21 protein-coding genes are annotated in these 16,759 nt (G+C 73.1%); 12 read left to right on the top strand and 9 right to left on the bottom strand.

Translation table 11 applies throughout. The features are described 5' to 3' along the window. Nucleotides 1-76: 76 nt before the first annotated feature. Entirely contained in the window at nucleotides 77-532 is a 456-nt protein-coding gene (locus O4U47_RS23990; RefSeq protein WP_270680220.1) for a DUF1801 domain-containing protein, read from the top strand. A 135-nt stretch (nucleotides 533-667) separates the two neighbouring features. Then, a complete protein-coding gene (locus O4U47_RS23985; protein WP_270680219.1) occupies nucleotides 668-1,324 on the top strand; it encodes a maleylpyruvate isomerase N-terminal domain-containing protein in 657 nt (218 codons plus the stop codon). Between the two features lie 107 nt (nucleotides 1,325-1,431). On the opposite strand, the gene O4U47_RS23980 is transcribed toward O4U47_RS23985, so the two are convergent. Next, nucleotides 1,432-1,938: a methyltransferase family protein gene (locus tag O4U47_RS23980; RefSeq protein WP_270680218.1), complete on the bottom strand. Its 507-nt coding sequence runs from the start codon at nucleotides 1,936-1,938 to the stop codon at nucleotides 1,432-1,434. An 85-nt stretch (nucleotides 1,939-2,023) separates the two neighbouring features. Further along, a complete protein-coding gene (locus O4U47_RS23975; protein WP_270680217.1) occupies nucleotides 2,024-2,845 on the bottom strand; it encodes a TetR/AcrR family transcriptional regulator in 822 nt (273 codons plus the stop codon). Between the two features lie 150 nt (nucleotides 2,846-2,995). Here O4U47_RS23975 and O4U47_RS23970 point away from each other — a divergent pair, with 150 nt between their 5' ends. Then, nucleotides 2,996-3,352: a VOC family protein gene (locus O4U47_RS23970; RefSeq protein ID WP_270680216.1), complete on the top strand. Its 357-nt coding sequence runs from the start codon at nucleotides 2,996-2,998 to the stop codon at nucleotides 3,350-3,352. A gap of 44 nt (nucleotides 3,353-3,396) precedes the next feature. Here the strand turns inward: O4U47_RS23970 and O4U47_RS23965 are convergent, their stop codons facing one another. Beyond that, nucleotides 3,397-4,332 (bottom strand): helix-turn-helix transcriptional regulator, encoded by a 936-nt coding sequence (locus tag O4U47_RS23965; protein WP_270680215.1) that lies wholly within the window; start codon nucleotides 4,330-4,332, stop codon nucleotides 3,397-3,399. 190 nt (nucleotides 4,333-4,522) lie between these two features. Here O4U47_RS23965 and O4U47_RS23960 point away from each other — a divergent pair, with 190 nt between their 5' ends. Beyond that, nucleotides 4,523-5,245, top strand: coding sequence for an NADPH-dependent F420 reductase (locus O4U47_RS23960; protein WP_270680214.1), 723 nt, complete (start codon nucleotides 4,523-4,525; stop codon nucleotides 5,243-5,245). A 192-nt stretch (nucleotides 5,246-5,437) separates the two neighbouring features. Next, a complete protein-coding gene (locus O4U47_RS23955; protein WP_270680213.1) occupies nucleotides 5,438-6,880 on the top strand; it encodes an FAD-dependent monooxygenase in 1,443 nt (480 codons plus the stop codon). 43 nt (nucleotides 6,881-6,923) lie between these two features. Here O4U47_RS23955 and O4U47_RS23950 read toward each other — a convergent pair whose 3' ends face one another. Beyond that, on the bottom strand, nucleotides 6,924-7,208 hold the full coding sequence (locus O4U47_RS23950; RefSeq protein ID WP_270680212.1) for a YiaA/YiaB family inner membrane protein: 285 nt from the start codon (nucleotides 7,206-7,208) through the stop codon (nucleotides 6,924-6,926). 211 nt (nucleotides 7,209-7,419) lie between these two features. On the opposite strand from O4U47_RS23950, the gene O4U47_RS23945 reads away from it, so the two are divergent. From O4U47_RS23945 to O4U47_RS23930, 4 genes are all read left to right on the top strand, one after another. Continuing rightward, complete coding sequence (locus O4U47_RS23945; RefSeq protein ID WP_270680211.1) at nucleotides 7,420-8,070, top strand: ABC transporter ATP-binding protein; 651 nt, start codon at nucleotides 7,420-7,422, stop codon at nucleotides 8,068-8,070. After that, entirely contained in the window at nucleotides 8,067-8,828 is a 762-nt protein-coding gene (locus O4U47_RS23940; RefSeq protein WP_270680210.1) for an ABC transporter permease, read from the top strand. Before O4U47_RS23945 ends, O4U47_RS23940 begins: the two co-directional genes overlap by 4 nt. Nucleotides 8,829-8,962: 134 nt before the next feature. Next, complete coding sequence (locus O4U47_RS23935; RefSeq protein ID WP_270680209.1) at nucleotides 8,963-9,817, top strand: metalloregulator ArsR/SmtB family transcription factor; 855 nt, start codon at nucleotides 8,963-8,965, stop codon at nucleotides 9,815-9,817. Continuing rightward, nucleotides 9,814-10,413: a dihydrofolate reductase family protein gene (locus O4U47_RS23930; protein ID WP_270680208.1), complete on the top strand. Its 600-nt coding sequence runs from the start codon at nucleotides 9,814-9,816 to the stop codon at nucleotides 10,411-10,413. Before O4U47_RS23935 ends, O4U47_RS23930 begins: the two co-directional genes overlap by 4 nt. A 239-nt stretch (nucleotides 10,414-10,652) precedes the next feature. Here O4U47_RS23930 and O4U47_RS23925 read toward each other — a convergent pair whose 3' ends face one another. Together O4U47_RS23925 and O4U47_RS23920 are read right to left on the bottom strand one after the other, a co-directional pair. Beyond that, the gene (locus tag O4U47_RS23925) at nucleotides 10,653-11,630 is read right to left on the bottom strand and encodes a hypothetical protein (protein ID WP_270680207.1); all 978 of its coding nucleotides are present in this window, start codon (nucleotides 11,628-11,630) and stop codon (nucleotides 10,653-10,655) included. Further along, the gene (locus tag O4U47_RS23920) at nucleotides 11,627-11,944 is read right to left on the bottom strand and encodes a hypothetical protein (protein ID WP_270680206.1); all 318 of its coding nucleotides are present in this window, start codon (nucleotides 11,942-11,944) and stop codon (nucleotides 11,627-11,629) included. Before O4U47_RS23920 ends, O4U47_RS23925 begins: the two co-directional genes overlap by 4 nt. A 302-nt stretch (nucleotides 11,945-12,246) precedes the next feature. Here O4U47_RS23920 and O4U47_RS23915 point away from each other — a divergent pair, with 302 nt between their 5' ends. Continuing rightward, nucleotides 12,247-13,365, top strand: coding sequence for a winged helix DNA-binding domain-containing protein (locus tag O4U47_RS23915; protein ID WP_270680205.1), 1,119 nt, complete (start codon nucleotides 12,247-12,249; stop codon nucleotides 13,363-13,365). Between the two features lie 14 nt (nucleotides 13,366-13,379). Here O4U47_RS23915 and O4U47_RS23910 read toward each other — a convergent pair whose 3' ends face one another. After that, entirely contained in the window at nucleotides 13,380-13,802 is a 423-nt protein-coding gene (locus O4U47_RS23910; protein ID WP_270680204.1) for a hypothetical protein, read from the bottom strand. Nucleotides 13,803-14,103: 301 nt separating this feature from the next. Here O4U47_RS23910 and tenA point away from each other — a divergent pair, with 301 nt between their 5' ends. Continuing rightward, nucleotides 14,104-14,760, top strand: a complete 657-nt coding sequence (gene tenA, locus O4U47_RS23905) for a thiaminase II (RefSeq protein ID WP_270680203.1) — start codon at nucleotides 14,104-14,106, stop codon at nucleotides 14,758-14,760. Nucleotides 14,761-14,819: 59 nt separating this feature from the next. Here tenA and O4U47_RS23900 read toward each other — a convergent pair whose 3' ends face one another. Together O4U47_RS23900 and O4U47_RS23895 are read right to left on the bottom strand one after the other, a co-directional pair. Continuing rightward, nucleotides 14,820-15,134: a DUF397 domain-containing protein gene (locus tag O4U47_RS23900; protein WP_333563669.1), complete on the bottom strand. Its 315-nt coding sequence runs from the start codon at nucleotides 15,132-15,134 to the stop codon at nucleotides 14,820-14,822. Beyond that, nucleotides 15,131-15,937 carry a helix-turn-helix domain-containing protein gene (locus tag O4U47_RS23895; RefSeq protein ID WP_270680202.1) on the bottom strand — a complete coding sequence of 269 codons (807 nt, stop codon included), beginning with the start codon at nucleotides 15,935-15,937 and terminating at the stop codon, nucleotides 15,131-15,133. Before O4U47_RS23895 ends, O4U47_RS23900 begins: the two co-directional genes overlap by 4 nt. A gap of 198 nt (nucleotides 15,938-16,135) precedes the next feature. On the opposite strand from O4U47_RS23895, the gene O4U47_RS23890 reads away from it, so the two are divergent. Further along, on the top strand, nucleotides 16,136-16,693 hold the full coding sequence (locus tag O4U47_RS23890) for a hypothetical protein (RefSeq protein ID WP_270680201.1): 558 nt from the start codon (nucleotides 16,136-16,138) through the stop codon (nucleotides 16,691-16,693). Nucleotides 16,694-16,759: the final 66 nt, after the last annotated feature.

Genomic DNA, 16,759 nt, shown 5'->3' with positions numbered 1-16,759 from the left:
TCGAGAAGTGCCCGCGGTATGGCCGCGACTAGCGTGGGAACATCCATTTCACGCGGTTGACCAGGAGCGAATCACGATGAGTGACGACTCGAAGGGCGCCCCGGGCTTCTCCGACGAGGAGCGCGCCTCGTTGAAGGCGCGCGCCGAGGAGCTGAAGGCGGAGGCGCGCGGCGGGCGCGGCGCGAAGAAGGCGGCCGCCGACGCGGCGGCGGTCCTGAAGAAGATCGCCGACATGCCCGACCCCGACGGAGCGCTGGCCGCACGCGTCCACGAGGCCGTCACCACCGCGGCCCCCGACCTGGCGCCCAAGCTGTGGTACGGCCAGCCCGCCTACGCCAGGGACGGGAAGGTGGTGTGCTTCTTCCGCAGCGGGCAGGTGGACAAGGAGCGGTACTCGGCCTTCGGCTTCACCCCGGAGGCCGGCCTGGACGAGCCGGGCGGCATGTGGCCGACCGCCTACGCCCTGACGGAGGAGCTGACCGAGGAGGGCGAGGCGGCCATCCGGGACCTGGTCAAAAAGGCGATGAGCTGACCGCGCCGGATCCTTCCGCCGCACCCGGGCAGGCGTCCCCAGCCGACCCCACACGGGGGCGCCTGCGCCCGGCCCCTGCATGACCGGCGGCGCAATTCGATTGCCATCCGGTTCGCGCCCCTCTACGGTGCCGCCGTGGACCTCTTCTCGCGTACGTGGGACGCCCTGCTCACCGCCGTCGCCGACCTGTCCGGCGAGGACTTCTCCCTCCCCTCCGGCTGTGCCGGTTGGCTCGTGCGGGACCTGGTGTGCCACCTGGTCATCGACGCCCAGGACGTCCTGATCACGCTGGCCACCCCGGTCGACGCCGAGCCCACGCACGATGAGGCGGCCTACTGGCATGTCGCCTCCGAACCGCCCTCGGGCGACGACCCCCTGGATGCGCTGACCGTGCGGTTGGCCGCCGCCTACGGGGATCCCGCGCTGCTCACGTTCCACCTCGACGACGTCGGCTCGGCCGCCGGACGCGCCGCGCGCCTCGCCGACCCGGCCCAGCCCGTGAGCACTCAGGACCAGGTCCTCACCGTCGCCGACTACCTGTCCGCCTACGTGATGGAGTGGACGCTGCACCACCTCGACCTGGTCGCCCACCTGCCGGGCGCGGCCGGGCCGCCGGAGGAGGGCCTGGCACGGTCCCGCACGGTGCTGGAGAAGATCGCCGGGGAGGCCTTCCCCGCCTCCCTCTCCGACACCGGCGCCCTCCTGGTGGGGACCGGCCGCCGCACTCCCACGGAAGAGGAGCGCTCGGCCCTGGGGCCGTTGGCCGCGCGCCTTCCCTTCGTCCTCGGTTGACCGCGCCGGGTCCCCCCGCCACACGGGTGCGGCGCCGGAGGGCCCAGGGGAGGCGGGCCATCCGGCGCCGGTCGGGGGCGGTGCGCCCGGTCCGTGTCCGGCGGCCGTCAGGAGGCCGGGGACCAGGGGGTGAAACGGGGCAGCCAGGCCCGCACGTGCCTGCGGTACTCGGTGTACTCTTCGCCGAACAGGCGGACCAGCGTCGGCTCCTCGTAGAACCGGACGAACGTCGCGGCGATCGCCCACGCCACCGCCGTGTACACCAGCACCCCCGCCGAGGCGAACAGCAGCGCCTGGCCGATGAGGGCCCCGACGATGGCCACGTACATCGGATTGCGCACGAACCGGTTGAAGCCGTCGACCACCAGGTGCTCGGTGGGGACCGCGGGGATGGGCACGCCCCGGGCCCGGGTGAACTCGACGAAGGCGTGGACCAGGACGGCCGCGCCGACGCCGATCAGGAGCACGCCCACCGCCTGGGCGGGGATCCACGCCGCCGACGCCTCGGGCAGCCGCCAGCCGCTGATCAGCCAGGGGATGACGCCGACCACCGTGCCCGGGGCGGCGATGAAGAACAGGGTGCTGCCGAGGGCAGCCGCCTTGATGGAACGCATGGCACTTTCTCCGTTCTCTCGTGACCGTCGATTCCGTCGTGTTTCTCGTCCTGCCGTTCTCGGTTCCCGCCGTCCTCCGAGGGGCTCAGGCCCCGCCCGCTCCGCCCGCGGAGCCCGCTCCCGGCACCGCGATCGCGCGCAGGCACGCGTCCGCGAGCACCTCGCACGTCTCCTCCAGCGGCGGCAGCTCCACCTCGTCCCGCGTCTCCAGGACCGGGCGCAGCATCAGGTGCACCGCCACCGGGCCGAGGATCTGCTGGATGAGCAGCGGCAGGGGCATCGGCACCACGCGTCCGGCGCGGACGTGGGGGAGGAGCAGGCCGCCCATGGCGGCGAACAGGCGCGGGAAGCCCGCCCGGAACATCGCGCTGCCGGGACCGTCGGGGCGACTCGCGGTGTCGGCGAGCAGGGCGGGCATCACCCGGGGGCGGCGCTGGAAGGCGGCGGCGAGCGCGGCGTGCAGCGCCCGCACGGTGCCCTCCAGGCCCTCGGGCGGCTCGGCGGCCAGGCGCTCCAGCTCGCGCACCGGCCCGTAGCGCTCGAAGACCGCCGCGAGGAGGCCGTCGCGGCCGTCGACGACGGCGTGCAGGCCGGGCAGTGAGCACTCGGCCGCGTCGGCGACGGCGTCCATGGTCAGCGCGCCCAGCCCGTGCTCGTCGATGATCCGCGCGGCGGCGGTGATCGCCCGTTCGCGCACGGGGGTGCGGGCGCCGGGGTCGACCCCGGCGGCGCGCACGGCCTCGTCGAGCGCGGCCCGGGTGCCGCCCAGGCGCCGCAGCAGCGTGCTGCGGGACACCCCGGCGGCGGCCGCGATGGCGGTCACCGGCACCGATGCGACGTCGGTCCCGCGCTCGCGGGCGGCGGCGAGGGCGGCGTCGACGAACTCCTGGGGAACTCGATCCTTCATGACACCTGATACTAGACCATATCTAGCGTCGTGTCACGTGTCAGAGTGCGGTTCCCCCGTCGCCCCAGGCAGATCCGCCCGCCCCGCCCGCGCCGCGCCGTCCGGCCGCCGCGCCCGGAGACCGTCGCCGCCGACGGCTAGCATCACCGCATGAACCGCCACCACCGCATCGACTACATCGAATTCGGCGTGACCGACCTGCCCGCCGCCAAGCGCTTCTACGGGGCCGCCTTCGGCTGGGAGTTCACCGACTACGGCGACGCCTACGCGGGGATCAAGGGGGCCGACGGCGGCCCCGAGGCCGGCGGCCTCGCCCGCGTCGACGCGGTCGAACCCGGGGGGCCGCTCGTGATCGTCTACAGCGACGACCTGGAGGCCTCCCGCGCGGCCGTCGAGGCCGCCGGAGGAACGGTCACCACCGAACCGTTCGCCTTCCCCGGCGGCCGCCGCTTCCACTTCGCCGACCCGGCCGGAAACGTGCTGGCCGTATGGACGCAGGCCGCCTGACGGAGGCGTCGGCCGGGCCCGGCCGCGTGGCGATTACTCCGGGCCTACTCCGGGCCGTCCTTCAGAACGCGTTCGAGCGCCGCCCGGCGGCCGCCGCTCCCCCCCCGGTCCGGGGCCGTGTCCGGTGTGCCGTCGGTCATGCTCCAGCTCGCCAGCAGGCCCAGGGTGCGCTCGGACTCCGACCCCGGCTCGGCGGTGTACACGCACACCGTCTGCCCCTCGTCGGCCGGGAGCGCCAACGTCTCGTGCTGCAGCGTCAGCGCCCCCACGACCGGGTGGCGGAACCGCTGGGGGCCATAGGAGCACTGCCCCACCCGGTGCCGGTCCCACCAGCCGGCGAACTCGGGGACCTTGGCCATGAACTCGCCCACCAGCTCGTTGAGCAGCCGGTCCTCCGGGTGGCGGCCGCTGGACAGGCGCAGGTTCGCCACCACCTCCTCGGCCACCCCCTCCCAGTCCGCGTACAGCTCCCGGGCGTCGGGTTCGAGCAGGACGTGCCGGGCCAGGTTCCGCTCACGGTAGGGGAGCGCCTCGAAATCGGCGATCAGCGCCCGCGCCAGCCGGTTGGCCGCCAGCACGTCCTTGCGGTGGTTGACCACGAGGGCGGGGGTGACGCCGTTGAAGACCTCCAGCATCCGGTGGACCTCCGGCCGCACCCGCTGCACGCCCCCGCTTCCCGCGCCCGAGCCCCCCGCGTCGGTGCGGGGGCGCGCCAGTTCGAACAGGTGGTCGCGCTCGACACCGTCCAGGCGCAGCGCACGGGCGACCGCCGAGAGGACCGACTCCGACACGTGCGGGTGCCGCCCCTGTTCGAGCCGGGTGTAGTAGTCCGTGCTCACCCCGGCCAGGTGGGCGACCTCCTCACGCCGCAGGCCGGGGACGCGGCGCACCCCGCCGCTGAGGGGCGCACCCGCCTCCTGGGGGCTCAGCCGCGCGCGGCGCGAGCGCAGGAATCCGCCGAGTTCGGAGTTTCCGTCCATGCGGCCCAGTATCACCGCACGTGGCGCCGCCCGGCCCGCCGAGGGTGGCCCAGTCGGACCCAGGTTCGGGCGGGCCCGTCTACGGCGCCCGCGCGGCCCGGCCGGGCGCGAGGGTGGGTGGTGAGGCCGACACCGCCCCGGATCCGCGGGCGGGTCGGCACCGGACACCCGGACCGAAGGAGACCGTGCTGTGAGCACCATCGGACTGATCGGAAGCGGCAACATCGGCGGCACCGTCGCCCGCCTGGCGGTCGACGCCGGGCACACGGTCGTGCTGAGCAACCGGCGCGGCCCCGACACCCTGAAGGACCTGGTCGCCGACCTGGGCCCGTCGGCCACGGCGGCGACACCGGCCGAGGCGGCCGCCGCCGGGGACATCGTGGTCGTCACCATCCCCCTGGAGGCCTACACCTCGGTCCCCGTGGCCGAGCTGCGCGGCAAGACCGTCATCGACACGAACAACTACTACCCCGAGCGCGACGGGCGGATCCCGGACCTGGACGCCGAGACCACGACCACCAGCGAGATGCTGCAGGCCCACCTGCCGGAGTCGAAGGTGGTCAAGGGCTTCAACAACATCTACTTCGAGCACCTGCGCAACCTGGCACGGCCGGACCTGGGGGCAGGGGCCCCGGAGCGGACCGCGCTCCCCATCGCCGGGGACGACGCCGGGGCCAAGGAGGAGGCGGCCCGGCTGCTGGACTCGCTCGGCTACGACACCGTGGACGCCGGTCCGCTGGCCGAGGGGTGGCGCTTCCAGCGGGACACGGCCGGCTACACGGCCCTGTACATCGGGGAGGGGTACGACACCCCCGGCCCGAACAAGGAGTTCGACGCGGGCCCCGGCGCCCCGGCTTCGGCGGAGAAGGTGCGGGAGGCCCTGGCCCGCTCCAAGCGCTACCGGGACATGTGACCCCTTGGCCGGAAAAGGGGTGGAACCGGGGAGGACCGGGCCTGTAGCTTGCCCCTGACGACCGCGACTCCACCCCGGGAGGTGAGACCCATGAACGCAGCACGGGTGCTCCCCTTCCGGTCGCGGTCGGGCGGTTGAGGTAGGCCGCCGGGAGCGCCTCGACGACAAGGCGCTCCCGAAAGGCGGCCACCCATGCGACCTCCCCGCCCCGCCCACGACGTGATCATCGCCGGATGCGGCCCGACCGGCGCGGTCCTGGCCGCCGAACTGCGGCTGCACGGCATCCGGGTCATCGTCCTGGAGAAGGGGACCGAGCCCGTTTCAGCGGCCCGCATCGTCTCCCTGCACATCCGCAGCATCGAGCTGATGGCGATGCGCGGCCTGCTGGACCGCATCCTCGCCCACGGCAGGCGGCGCCCGGTCGGCGGCTCCTTCGCGGCCATCGCCCGCCCCGCACCCGAGGACCTGGGCTCCGCGCACGCCTACCAGCTCGGCATCCCGCAGCCGGTCCTGGTGCACCTGCTCGAAGAGTACGCCACCGCCCTGGGGGCGCAGGTGCGGCGCGGCCGCGCGGTGGCCATCTTCGGGCAGGACGAGGAGGGGGTCGGCGTCGAGACGGCCGACGGCGAACGCCTGCGCGCGCGCTTCCTCGTCGGCTGCGACGGCGCGCGCAGCACGGTGCGAAAACAGCTCGGCGTCGGCTTCCCCGGCGAGCCCTCGCGGACCGAGACGCTGATGGGCGAGATGGAGGCGGACGCGCCGCAGGAGGAGATCGCGGCCAGGGCCGCCGAGGTCGACGAGACCGGCGGGGCCTTCAGCTTCAGGCCCATCGGGGGAGGGACCTACCGCGTCATCGTCCCCGCCGCCGGGATCAGCGGCCGCGCGGAACCGCCCGGCCTCGAGGAGTTCGCCCGACGGCTGCGCGAGGTGGCCGGAACCGACTTCGGCGTGCACACCCTGCGCTGGTCGTCCCGCTTCGGGGACGCCACCCGGCTGGCCGAGCGCTACCGGGCCGGGCGGGTGCTCTTGGCGGGGGACGCCGCGCACATCCACCCGCCCACCGGCGGCCAGGGCCTCAACCTGGGCGTCCAGGACGCGTTCAACCTGGGGTGGAAGCTGGCCGCACAGGTCCGCGGCCAGGCGCCGGAGGCCCTGCTGGACAGCTACGAGGCCGAACGGCGCCCGGCCGCCGCGGACGTCCTGGACAACACGCGGGCACAGGGGGTGCTGCTGGCCGCCGGGCCGGGACCGGAGGCCGTGCGCAGGCTGGTCACCGAGCTCATGGGCTTCGACGCGGTGAACCGCCGCCTGCTGGAGAAGATCACCGCGACCGGCATCCGCTACGACTTCGGTGTGGGCCCCGACCTGGTCGGCCGCCGCATGCCCGACCTCGACCTGGGGCACGGCCGCCTCTACGGCCTGATGCACCTCGGCCGCGGCCTGCTGCTGGACCGCACCGGCCGCCTGGCCGCCGACGGCTGGAAGGACCGGGTCGACCGCGTCGCGGCGCCCGCCGCGGCGCTGGATGCGCCGTGCGTCCTGGTGCGGCCGGACGGGTACGCGGCCTGGGTCGGCGACGACCAGGAGGACCTGGACGCGCACCTCACCCGCTGGTTCGGCGCGCCCGGCGGCTGACCCCGTCCGGACGGTCCTTCCGGACGGCGCCGCATCCGTGGCCTCAGTTCTTGGCGAAGGCGTGCTGGTTGCCGGAGGAGTAGGCCTGGACCTGCTCGGTCCAGGCCGCGATGGCGGCCTCCTCCTGCCGGTCGCGGATGACCTTGGCGAGGGTGAACGTCGAGGTGATCACGAAGAGAAGCGCCATCCCCAGGAAGGCCCGGATCCAGATGTCGACGGGCAGCAGTGCCACACCGGCGCACATCCCGGTGCTGGAGACGCCGAAGGCGATGACCGACTGGAGGTAGAAGGCGGGGGTGACCTTGGAGTTCACAGGGGGTGTCGTCATGCCGCCAGGATGCCCCGCCCGCGGGCCGCGGGGATGAGTACGGCTACTCAATCGCGCCGAACGGCTCGGCGACGGCCTCGGACGCCTCCGTCCCCTCGGCCGAGCGGCCGCTCAGCACGCCCACCGCCCCCGTGCCAGGGGTGCCCGTGATTTCATGACGATCCGTATGTGGGGCGCACGGGACAGGGAGTGTGCGAGCGTGCCGTTCTCCATGACCGATGTCGGATTCGACCGGCAGGGGACCCCTCTTCTCGACGGAATCGACGCCGACGTCGGCCAGGGCCGGCTGACCGTCGTCACCGGCCCCAGCGGCGCCGGGAAGTCCACACTGCTGCGCCTGCTCAACCGCCTGGCGGAGCCCGCCCGCGGGCGGCTGGCCTTCCAGGGCCGCCCCCTGCACGAGTTCGATGTGCTCACCCTGCGCCGCCGCGTGGTGCTGGTCGCCCAGCACCCGGTCCTGCTCACCGACAGCGTCGCCGCCGAACTGCGCGTCGGGCGCCCCGGCCTCGGCCGGGACGACGCCGGCCTTCTCGACCGCGTCGGCCTCCCGGAAGAACTCCTCTCCCGCACCACCGCCGGCCTGTCCGGGGGCCAGTCCCAGCGCCTGTGCCTGGCGCGCGCCCTGGCGCTGCAGCCCGAGGTGCTGCTGTTGGACGAACCCACCAGCGCGCTGGACGGGGCCGCCGCCCAGGTCATGCTCGACCTGGCCCGCACCCTCACGGCCGCCGGAACCAGCGTGGTCGCCGTCAGCCATGACCGCCGCTGGGTCCGCGCCGCCGACTCCGTCCTCGTGCTCGACCGAGGCCGCCTGGCCGAACACGGGCCGCCCCAGACCCTGGACTACCTGCCGGAGGAACCATGACCGCGGCACCGTCATGGGGCGCGGTGGCGCTGTGCACCGTGTTCGTCGCGCTGGCCGTGGCCCTGGCCCACGCCCGGCGCCTCGCACTGACCCGGGAACTGGTCTGGGCGGCGGCCCGCGCCGCGCTGCAGCTGGCCGCCGTCGGCGCGGTGCTGGGCGTGGTGTTCGCCGTGGCCGGGGTGCCCGGGTCCCTGGCCTGGGTCGGCGCGATGGTCGTGCTGGCCGGGCAGGTGGCCGGGTACCGCGGGCGGGGCCTGCACCGCGCGCGCCTTGTCGCCGCGGGCAGCACCGCCACGCTCACTCTGCTGTTGGCCATCGGTGTCATCGCTCCCGTCCCCCGAGCGATCGTCCCGCTGGGCGGCATGGTCGTGTCCGGGGCGATGCAGGCCGCCACACTGTCGCTGCGCCAGGTGCGGGCCGCCATCGACGAGGCCCGTCCCGCGATCGAGGCGCGCCTGTGCCTGGGGCTGAGCGCCCGGCAGGCGTTCGCGCCCCATACGCGTGCGGCCGCCCGCACAGCGCTCATCCCGGCGATCGACGCGGCCAAGGTCGTGGGACTGATCAGCCTGCCCGGGGCCATGACCGGTCTGATCCTGGCGGGTGTCGCCCCGCTCACCGCGGTCCGCTACCAGATCATCGTCATGTACATGCTGCTCGGCACCACCACCGTCACCGCCGTGCTCACCACCTACCTCGCCCAGTTCACCGCCTTCGACGCCGCGCACCGGCTCCGTCCGGCCCAGGCGCCCGAGGAGTGACGGCCGCGGCGGGGGCCACGGGGCGTGCGGTTCCGTGGCCTCGCCGCCCTGAGCGCCCGAACGGAGACGGGAACCGCCATGCGCCCCAATGTATTCCTTGACACGAATATTCTCTATGGGGAATACTTCGGTGCATGGACGCACTCCTCTCCGCACTGGCCGATCCGGCCCGGTGGCGGCTCGTGGCCCTGCTGGCCGAGCGCCCCCGCCCGGTCGGGGTGCTCGCGCGGCTCGCCGGGGCGCGCCAGCCGCAGACGACCAAGCACCTGCAGGCCCTGGAACGGGCGGGCGTCGTCACCTCGCAGCGCAGCGGCACGCGCCGCATCTACGCGCTCGACTCGGCCCCGCTGCGGGAGCTGGCGGCCGCGCTCGACCGGCTGGCCGACACCGCCGAACGGGCCGGAGGCGCCTACGCGGCCTTCGACGCCTACGACGACCGCCTGCGCACCGAGCGCGCCGCCGCCGAAGGGCCGGGGTGGGCCGACGGCCGCACGTTCACGTTCCGGCGCGCACTCCCCGCCCCACCCGAACAGGTCTGGCGGCACCTGACCGAGGCCGACCTGCTCGCCCGCTGGTGGACGCCGGAGGACCTGCGCATCAGCGAGCTCGTCTTCGAGGCGCGGCCGGGCGGGCGCATCGTGCACGCCTACCGCGATGCCGAGGACACGGACGGCTCCGACCCGGTCGCCGGGTACGCGGAGGGGACGGTGGAGGAGGTCCGCCCCGGCGAGCGCCTCGCCTACCGGTCCTCGCCGCTGCTGCCCGACGGCTCACCGGCGTTCACCGCCCGCGTCGAGATCACCCTGGCCCCGACCGCCGCCGGAACCGACCTGGGCGTCCACTACCGCATCACCGACAGCACGACGGGCTCCGCCGACTTCGTCGCGGGAATCGAGATCGGCTTCGGCCAGACCCTCGACCGGCTCGCGGCGGCCCTCGCCGCCGAGCCGGGCCCCACGCACACGACCCACACGAGGAGAACGACATGACCGCCGCGAACGGCCGCAGAGTGACCGCCAACCTGGTACTGAGCATCGACGGCCGCTACAACGGACCCGGTGGGCCCGGCGACTTCGCCGCGTTCGCGCCCTACGTCGGGTCCGAGGTCGCCCGCAGGCAGATGTCCCGCATCTGGCCGGAGGCGAGCACGGCGCTGATCGGCCGCCTCAACGCCGAGGGGTTCATGGCCTACTGGCCGCCGCTCGCCGAGGACGACACCGCCGACCCGCACGACCGCGGATACGCCACGTGGCTGGTCGACGCGGAGAAGGTGGTCTTCTCCAGGACGCTGGCCGAGGCGCCCTGGGAGCGCACGCGCGTGGTGAACGCCCCGGCCCCGGAGGTCGTCGCCGACCTGAAGGCCGAGGAGGGAGGCGACATCCTCGCCAACAACAGCTCCAGCATCATCAAGCCGCTGCTGGAGGCCGACCTGGTCGACCGGCTGTACCTGCTCATCGTCCCGGAGGTCGCCGGCGGCGGGCAGCGGCTGTTCGAGGACGGGCTCCCGGCCACGAAGTGGACGCTCGTCGAGCAGGAGGCCGGCGACCCGGGGGTGATGGCCCTGGTCTACGACCGGGTCCGCTGAGCACGCGGCGGAGCACGCGGGGCCGGGGCGCGTCCCTCCCTCCAGCGGACACCGTCCCCTGCCGCGCCGACCAGGGGCGGGGCAGGCCCCTCAGAACCCGCGCGGACAGGCGGACGCGCCCTTGTCGATCTCCGGCGAGCCGGGGTTGAAACGGACATCCCAAGAACGGGTTCCCCGAGATCGGCAGCGGGTTCGCGGGTCCGGGCCCACAGCGCTCCGCCCGCCATCCGCACGCGCCCTTACTGCGCGCCAAGGCCTCCTGCGGCCGCCCCGCCGTGGGCCGAGCGGTCCGGCAGCGGGAGGTTGCGCAGGTAGAACTGGGCCAGGTCGTCCCACATCCGCCGTTCCTCGGCGGGGTTCACCGGCACCGCGAATCCGAGGTGGCGGGGGAGCGCGGTGCGGTGGAGGTCGAACACCACGGCCACCTCCTGGCCGTAGGCCGTCGCCGCCTGGAGCGCCGCCCGGTAGGCGCCCCAGGCCAGGAGCCAGGCGAGCAGGGAGAGGGCCGCGAGGAGACCGGGGCCCTCCAGCACCAGCAGGACCAGCGGCCAGGCCGTACCGAAGACGGCGGAGAGCCCGAGGAGGGTCACCGCGACGTCCAAGGACGTGCGCGCCGAAGTGACGCGGGCCGTGGCCTCAGGCGGCAGCAGGGGCACCAGCCGGGGCCAGATGACCACGGAGTCGATCCCGTACCGGTCGAGCGGATAGAACTCCATCGCCCGCAGGCGGTTGCCCAGGGCCGTGGGCAGGCACCCGTCCGCCAGGTGGGGCCGGGGCGGGTAGCGCGCGGCCAGTTCGCCCGCCAGGGCCGACGCCCGGGTGTGCTCCTGCTTCGCGTGCAGCTCGGCGACCTGCCGCCACCGCTCCTCGGCGGCGCGGCGGTGCCGTTCGGTCCGGCGCTCGCGCAGACCGTCCAGCAGGGCGGTCTCCGGCCAATAGCCCTCCAGCAGGCGGAGGAAGGGCAGATGGAACAGGGCCAGCAGGTAGGCCGCCCCTACCAGCGAGAGCACCGCCCATAGGGCGGCCATCAGCTGGCTCGAAGCGCTGAAGCCCTGCCATGCGCGCAGGGCGTCGCCGGGGGAGGCGTCGGCCGCGGCCATCGCGAGCGCCCCGGAGGCGCCTGCGGCGAGCACCACGGGCAGCAGGAACGCCAGGAGGAAGCGGGAGCCGAGGATCCTCTCGGCGCTGCCGAGGCCGACTTCGAGAAGTGTGTTCACTCAGGTTTCCTGGCCATGGGGTCGCCGTGGCTGCAACGCGGAGGGTCGCGGGGGTCGAAGTAGTCGACGGCCAGTTCCTCGCCGTGCGCTTCGCAGTGGAACCACAGAACGGACAGGGCGTGCCCGGGGAGCCCCTGCTGCGGTGGGCCCCCGTCCGGAGGGGAACCGACGGGAGGACCCCCGTCGGGCGGCGGGTACCGGGACGGTGGTCTCTCCTGAGGCTGTGGCTCGGCGCCCGCCTCCTCGGCGGTCTCCTTCCTCCTCCACAGCCGCCATCGGCGCCGCCTGGGCCGGGGCTCGTCGTTCTCGCCCATTCGGGTGTGCTCCTCTCCTGACGGGGGGTGAGAGAGGCGGTCGACCTGTATCGGGGAGGCAGGGCGCGAACCGGCGGGTCTCGCTCGGAGCGCGCCTCGCGCACCTGCCCCCGCCCGGCAGGCTAATCGGTCTGCTCCCGTCGGTCAGGTGGATCACCCCTGGCCTTGAGGACAGAATCTGACCTGAAGGCGTGTGAAGGTGGGGTCAGAGCAGGAGGGACACCGCCGCTCGCCCGCCGCGGCCGCACCGCGCCGAAGCGGGGCACCGGCGTCCGCCGACGACCGAGAGGGAGCACGCCCCGATGACCGTTCTGACCGCCCGGGAGCTCAACCGCGCGACGCTCGCCCGGCAGATGCTCCTGGAACGGGCCGACACGACGGCGCTCGACGCCGTCGCCCACCTGTGCGGCCTGCAGGCCCAGGAGCCGCAGGAGCCGTTCATCGGGCTCTGGTCACGGCTGCGCGGCTTCGCCCCCGGGGAGCTGTCGGGGCTGCTGAACGACCGCAAGGTCGCGCGGACCCACCTGATGCGCCGCACCGTCCACCTCGTCACCACCGACGACGCGGTCGCCTGGCGCCCCCGCCACCAGTCCATGCTCCTCCAGCGCGGTGCGACCGCCTACCGGGACGAACTGGACGGGGTCGACCTGGAGGCGCTGGCATCGGCGGGCCGGGAGGTGCTGGCCGACGGGCAGGGCCGCTCGTCGGCCGACCTGGTCCGGGCGGTCGCCGAGCGCCGCCCGGACGCGGTCGGTCAGGCGGGCACCCGCGCGCTGGGGGAGATGCTGATGGGACTCGTCCCGGTGGTGCAGCTCCCGCCGCGCGGACTGTGGCGCGAGAAGGGCGGAGTGCGCAACGTCCCGCTGGCGGCCTGGGCGGGCCGGGAGGTCGACCTGGCCGCGCCGGAGGGGGCCGACGGCTCCGACCCGGTCGGGCGCGAGCTGGTGCGGCGCTACCTGGCGGCGTACGGACCCGCGTCCTCGGCCGACCTGCGCGCGTGGTGCGGCCTGGCGGGGCTGCCGGGCGCGGTGAAGGCGGTCCGCGGCGAGCTGGTGTCCTTCCGCGACGAGCGCGGCCGGGAACTGCTCGACCTGCCGGACGCCTCGCGCCCCGACCCCGCCACCCCGGCGCCGGTGCGGTTCCTCCCGGCCTTCGACAACGCGGTCCTTGGCTACCAGGACCGCGGCCGCATCATCGACGACGACCACCGGTGGGTGTCGGTGGCCGGGGAGCGCGTCGTCCTGGCGGACGGGCGGGTGTCGGCGACCTGGAACGTCGAGGAGGAGACCGTCGTCGTCACGCCGCTGCGGGCGCTGGACCGCGCCGAGCGGGAGGCTGTCGGGGCTGAGGGGGAGGAGACGGCGTCGTTCCTGTCGGAGGGCGGCAGCCGCAGGGTGCGGGTGGGGGCGCCGAAGGGCTGAAGGGCGCCCCGCGCTCAGTGCTGCGGCGGGTAGGGCGGGTGATAGGGCTGCTGAGGGTGCTGCTGCGGGTATCCCTGCGGGGTACCGTGCCACCCGCCGTGCTGGGGCTGGCCGTGCCACTGCTGCTGCGGGTGGCCGTGCGCCTGCCCCGGCCACTGCTGGGCATGCTGCTGCGGGTAGTACTGCTGGTGGTGCTGTTGCTGCTGCTGGGCGGCCTTGGCCGCCTGCCTGCGGTTCAGGCGGTCGTTGATCTGCCTGGCCCTGGCCCGGGTGACGAAGAAGTAGGCGGCGCCGAGCAGGAAGAGGAAGCCGCCGGCGCCGAGCGACTGCAGCCCGCGCTCGACCTCCCCGGTGGCGATGGAGTACAGGCCGAAGGCGCACGAGATCGAAGCGAGGATCACGATCGGGATCAGGCGGAGTGTGATGAGGACGGACAAGGAGTCCTCCGAACTCGGTGAGGTCGCGGAAACGGGGAATGGGACCGCCCACAGCGAGCGGTGACGAGGGTCCGACGCGGGTGCCGTGGAGGAGGTTCCCGGCCGGATCGCACCCGTTGCGCCCGGTACGCCCGCCCCGCCCCCGGCTCGCCCCCGGGCGGACGCGGAAAAGGCCGAATTGTAGGGTCTGGGGCACGGCGCGGGGTGCGTCGGCGGGGTTCCGCGCTGCGGGACCGCCGCCGGTGCTGAGATCACACCCGTCGAACCTGCACTAGCTCGAACTAGCGAAGGGACGCCTGCTGTGGGCGGATTCTGTAATGAGGTCTGGGACGCGACCGCCGAGACCCGCGCGGCCATCGATGAACTGCCGTTCGTAAAGGGGCTGGCCGACGGCTCCCTGGAGCGGGACCGGTTCGATTACTACATGGTCCAGGACGCGCTGTACCTGCACGGCTATGCGCGCGCGCTGGCCACGACCGCCGCGCGGGCCGACCGGTCGGAGGAGATCGCGTTCTACGCCAAGTCGGCGCACGAGTGCATCGTGGTGGAGAGCGCGCTGCACGAGGGGAACGTGGGCAGCGTCGAGGGGGCGAAGCCCTCGCCGACCGGGACGGCGTACGTGTCGTACCTGATGTCGCTGGCGCAGACCGGGGGATACGGGGAGCTGGCGGCGGGGGTGCTGCCGTGCTTCTGGGTGTACATGGACGTCGGGTCGCGGCTGATGGAGAAGGCCGGTGACCTCGCGGGGCACCCGTACGGCGACTGGATCTCGACGTACGCGGACGAGGCGTTCGCCGAGTCGACGCGCAAGGCACGCGAGATCACGGACGCCATTGCGGAGCGGTCGGACGAGCCGACCGTGGAGCGCATGCGCGAGGCGTTCGTGAAGGCGACGACGTACGAGTGGAAGTTCTGGGACGCCGCCTGGAAGAAGGAGGCGTGGCCCTTCGGGGACTGAGGCCTGAGGGAGTAGGCGACGGGCGGCCCCGCGCGCTGGGGGTGCGGGGCCGCTACGCGCTACAGGGCTCTAACGGAGGTGGCCCTGAGGAACGCCTGCCACTCGGAGGAGGGGAAGGCGAGGTGCCCGAGGGGGCGGTTCTGGGTGTCCCGGACGAGGGTTCTCGCCCCTCTGGCCACTTCGACGCACGCGTTGGTGTTGGCCCCGCTGTAGCTACTCTTCTGCCAGGGGAGGGCGACCTCCACGCACGAGGTGTTGGCACCTGTGCTATGGCTGGACTTGTTCCAGGCGGCTAGTGACACTTCCAGGCAGTTGCCTCCCCCGCCGTCGCTGTAGCTGCTCTTACGCCAATGCCGTCCATCGTTGCCGATCACTCAAACCCCTTCCGTATGTTCCTGATGTGTTCCGCTGACCTTCCGGGGCTCTGTGCCTCGGCCAAGAGGTTGCTGAACAGACTCATACAGGCGGCCACGCGCTCCGGACTGCTGACCGGCGTCTCCCCGAAGAGGTGGTCGGTGTGCGCTACATGTTCCCCATTGGAGAGCATCATCGTCCGGAAGGCACCGTTCAGCCCCGGATGATGCGGGGCATCGGTCGGCATCAACGATATCTTCACCGCTTCGGCGTCGATCAATCGAATCAGATGGTCGAGCTGGTCTCGCATGACCGCTGGAGTCCCCAACGTCCTGGTGAGTGCGATCTCATCGAGTACGAACCAGAGCTCAGGGCCGTTGTCGAGCGCACCTAAACGCTCCGTACGATTCCTGGCCAGCATGTCCAATTGCTCATTAGTGCGCCGAACCCTTGCGCGCCTCAGGAGCATCCGGGCGTAGTCGAACGTCTGCAACAGTCCGGGAACGAGCACCATCTGATACTCGTGGATTTCGACTGCTTTCCGTTCCAACCCTATGAAGTCACGCCATTCGTCCGGGAAGCCGCCAGCGCGTGCCGCCTCAAGCCAGAGCCGTTCAAGCACACCGCCTGTAGCAAGGGCCGTGTCGAGTTTCTGCGCATCGTCCCGGGATGGTGTCCGAGTCGCCTTCTCCAATTTGCCGACCTGCTGACGGCTCCGCTGGACATCAGACCCCACGTCCCCCTGACTTTTCCCAGCCAGGGTCCGCAACCGCCCCAGTTCACGCCCCCACCGCACCCACTGCTCATGCACCCGCTCACCCATGGATACAGGGTGAACCAGGCGGCTCCGGACTGCTACCCATTCCCCAAAAAGACCCAGAGATGTATCCATCATGGCAGGTCAGCCGGTGTATCTGTTTCTTTGGGGCCATCACCCAACCGGGAGGTCGATGGCCATGAAGCGCCCCAGAAAACACCGGATTCGTCCCTACATCTGCATTATGTGGTGGGTGAGGGTCATATGACGCTCCACCGTCCCGGCCTACCTCCCGACCACCGAAAAGTCCGGGTCGACGTCTCCGGCTTCCGGACCACCGTCACCTCCGACGGGTGGACCGTCGAGTGCGACCACGCCCACCCCGAGCGCCCCTTCAGCCTCGCGTGCGGTGACGCCCTCCAGGTCTCCCGGGTCTCCTACGGCGTCGCCGCCGACACCCTCCGCCTCGGCGGGCTCGGGCACGCCGACGCGACGCGGCTCCTCGCGGCCGCCGTCACCAGCTCGCGCCCCACCGCGCACCCGGACCAGCCCACGCGGACGCCCGACCGAGAGCCAGAACCGATACCCGTCGACCACCCCGGCGCCCTGCCGCCGCGCGGCCGGATCGACGCCCTCGACGGCTCGGCGGTCCTCGTCTACCGGCTGCGCACCGGGGGAGGGGTTCTCGACGTCTGGGAGGTCGACGCGACCACCGGCCGCCTGCTGTGCACTACGGCGCTCGCCGGGGCCCGCTTCGGCTGGTCCCTCCTCCGCTACCTGCGCAACGGCGCCTGGGAGCGCTACGCGCACCCGATCCCGTGACACCCGCCGCCGCAGCGAAAATCCATTGCGCGCCCTTTCCCGCGCGCCTTAGAAAGAACGCGGCCC

This window comes from Nocardiopsis suaedae, from assembly GCF_027706745.1.
GTDB lineage: Bacteria > Actinomycetota > Actinomycetes > Streptosporangiales > Streptosporangiaceae > Nocardiopsis_A > Nocardiopsis_A suaedae.
The sequence above is the reverse complement of the archived record's forward strand: the minus strand, read 5'-3'. Positions and strand labels throughout refer to the sequence as shown.

Excerpts from the sequence above, each read along its gene's own strand:
- O4U47_RS23950 (WP_270680212.1), bottom strand. The coding sequence starts at position 7,208 with ATGACGACACCCCCTGTGAACTCCAAGGTCACCCCCGCCTTCTACCTC.
- O4U47_RS23990 (WP_270680220.1), top strand. The coding sequence starts at position 77 with ATGAGTGACGACTCGAAGGGCGCCCCGGGCTTCTCCGACGAGGAGCGC.
- O4U47_RS23890 (WP_270680201.1), top strand. The coding sequence starts at position 16,136 with ATGACGCTCCACCGTCCCGGCCTACCTCCCGACCACCGAAAAGTCCGG.
- O4U47_RS23975 (WP_270680217.1), bottom strand. The coding sequence starts at position 2,845 with ATGAAGGATCGAGTTCCCCAGGAGTTCGTCGACGCCGCCCTCGCCGCC.
- O4U47_RS23940 (WP_270680210.1), top strand. The coding sequence starts at position 8,067 with ATGACCGCGGCACCGTCATGGGGCGCGGTGGCGCTGTGCACCGTGTTC.
- O4U47_RS23945 (WP_270680211.1), top strand. The coding sequence starts at position 7,420 with ATGACCGATGTCGGATTCGACCGGCAGGGGACCCCTCTTCTCGACGGA.
- O4U47_RS23895 (WP_270680202.1), bottom strand. The coding sequence starts at position 15,937 with ATGGGTGAGCGGGTGCATGAGCAGTGGGTGCGGTGGGGGCGTGAACTG.
- O4U47_RS23935 (WP_270680209.1), top strand. The coding sequence starts at position 8,963 with ATGGACGCACTCCTCTCCGCACTGGCCGATCCGGCCCGGTGGCGGCTC.
- O4U47_RS23965 (WP_270680215.1), bottom strand. The coding sequence starts at position 4,332 with ATGGACGGAAACTCCGAACTCGGCGGATTCCTGCGCTCGCGCCGCGCG.
- O4U47_RS23955 (WP_270680213.1), top strand. The coding sequence starts at position 5,438 with ATGCGACCTCCCCGCCCCGCCCACGACGTGATCATCGCCGGATGCGGC.
- O4U47_RS23915 (WP_270680205.1), top strand. The coding sequence starts at position 12,247 with ATGACCGTTCTGACCGCCCGGGAGCTCAACCGCGCGACGCTCGCCCGG.
- O4U47_RS23930 (WP_270680208.1), top strand. The coding sequence starts at position 9,814 with ATGACCGCCGCGAACGGCCGCAGAGTGACCGCCAACCTGGTACTGAGC.
- O4U47_RS23970 (WP_270680216.1), top strand. The coding sequence starts at position 2,996 with ATGAACCGCCACCACCGCATCGACTACATCGAATTCGGCGTGACCGAC.
- O4U47_RS23980 (WP_270680218.1), bottom strand. The coding sequence starts at position 1,938 with ATGCGTTCCATCAAGGCGGCTGCCCTCGGCAGCACCCTGTTCTTCATC.
- O4U47_RS23920 (WP_270680206.1), bottom strand. The coding sequence starts at position 11,944 with ATGGGCGAGAACGACGAGCCCCGGCCCAGGCGGCGCCGATGGCGGCTG.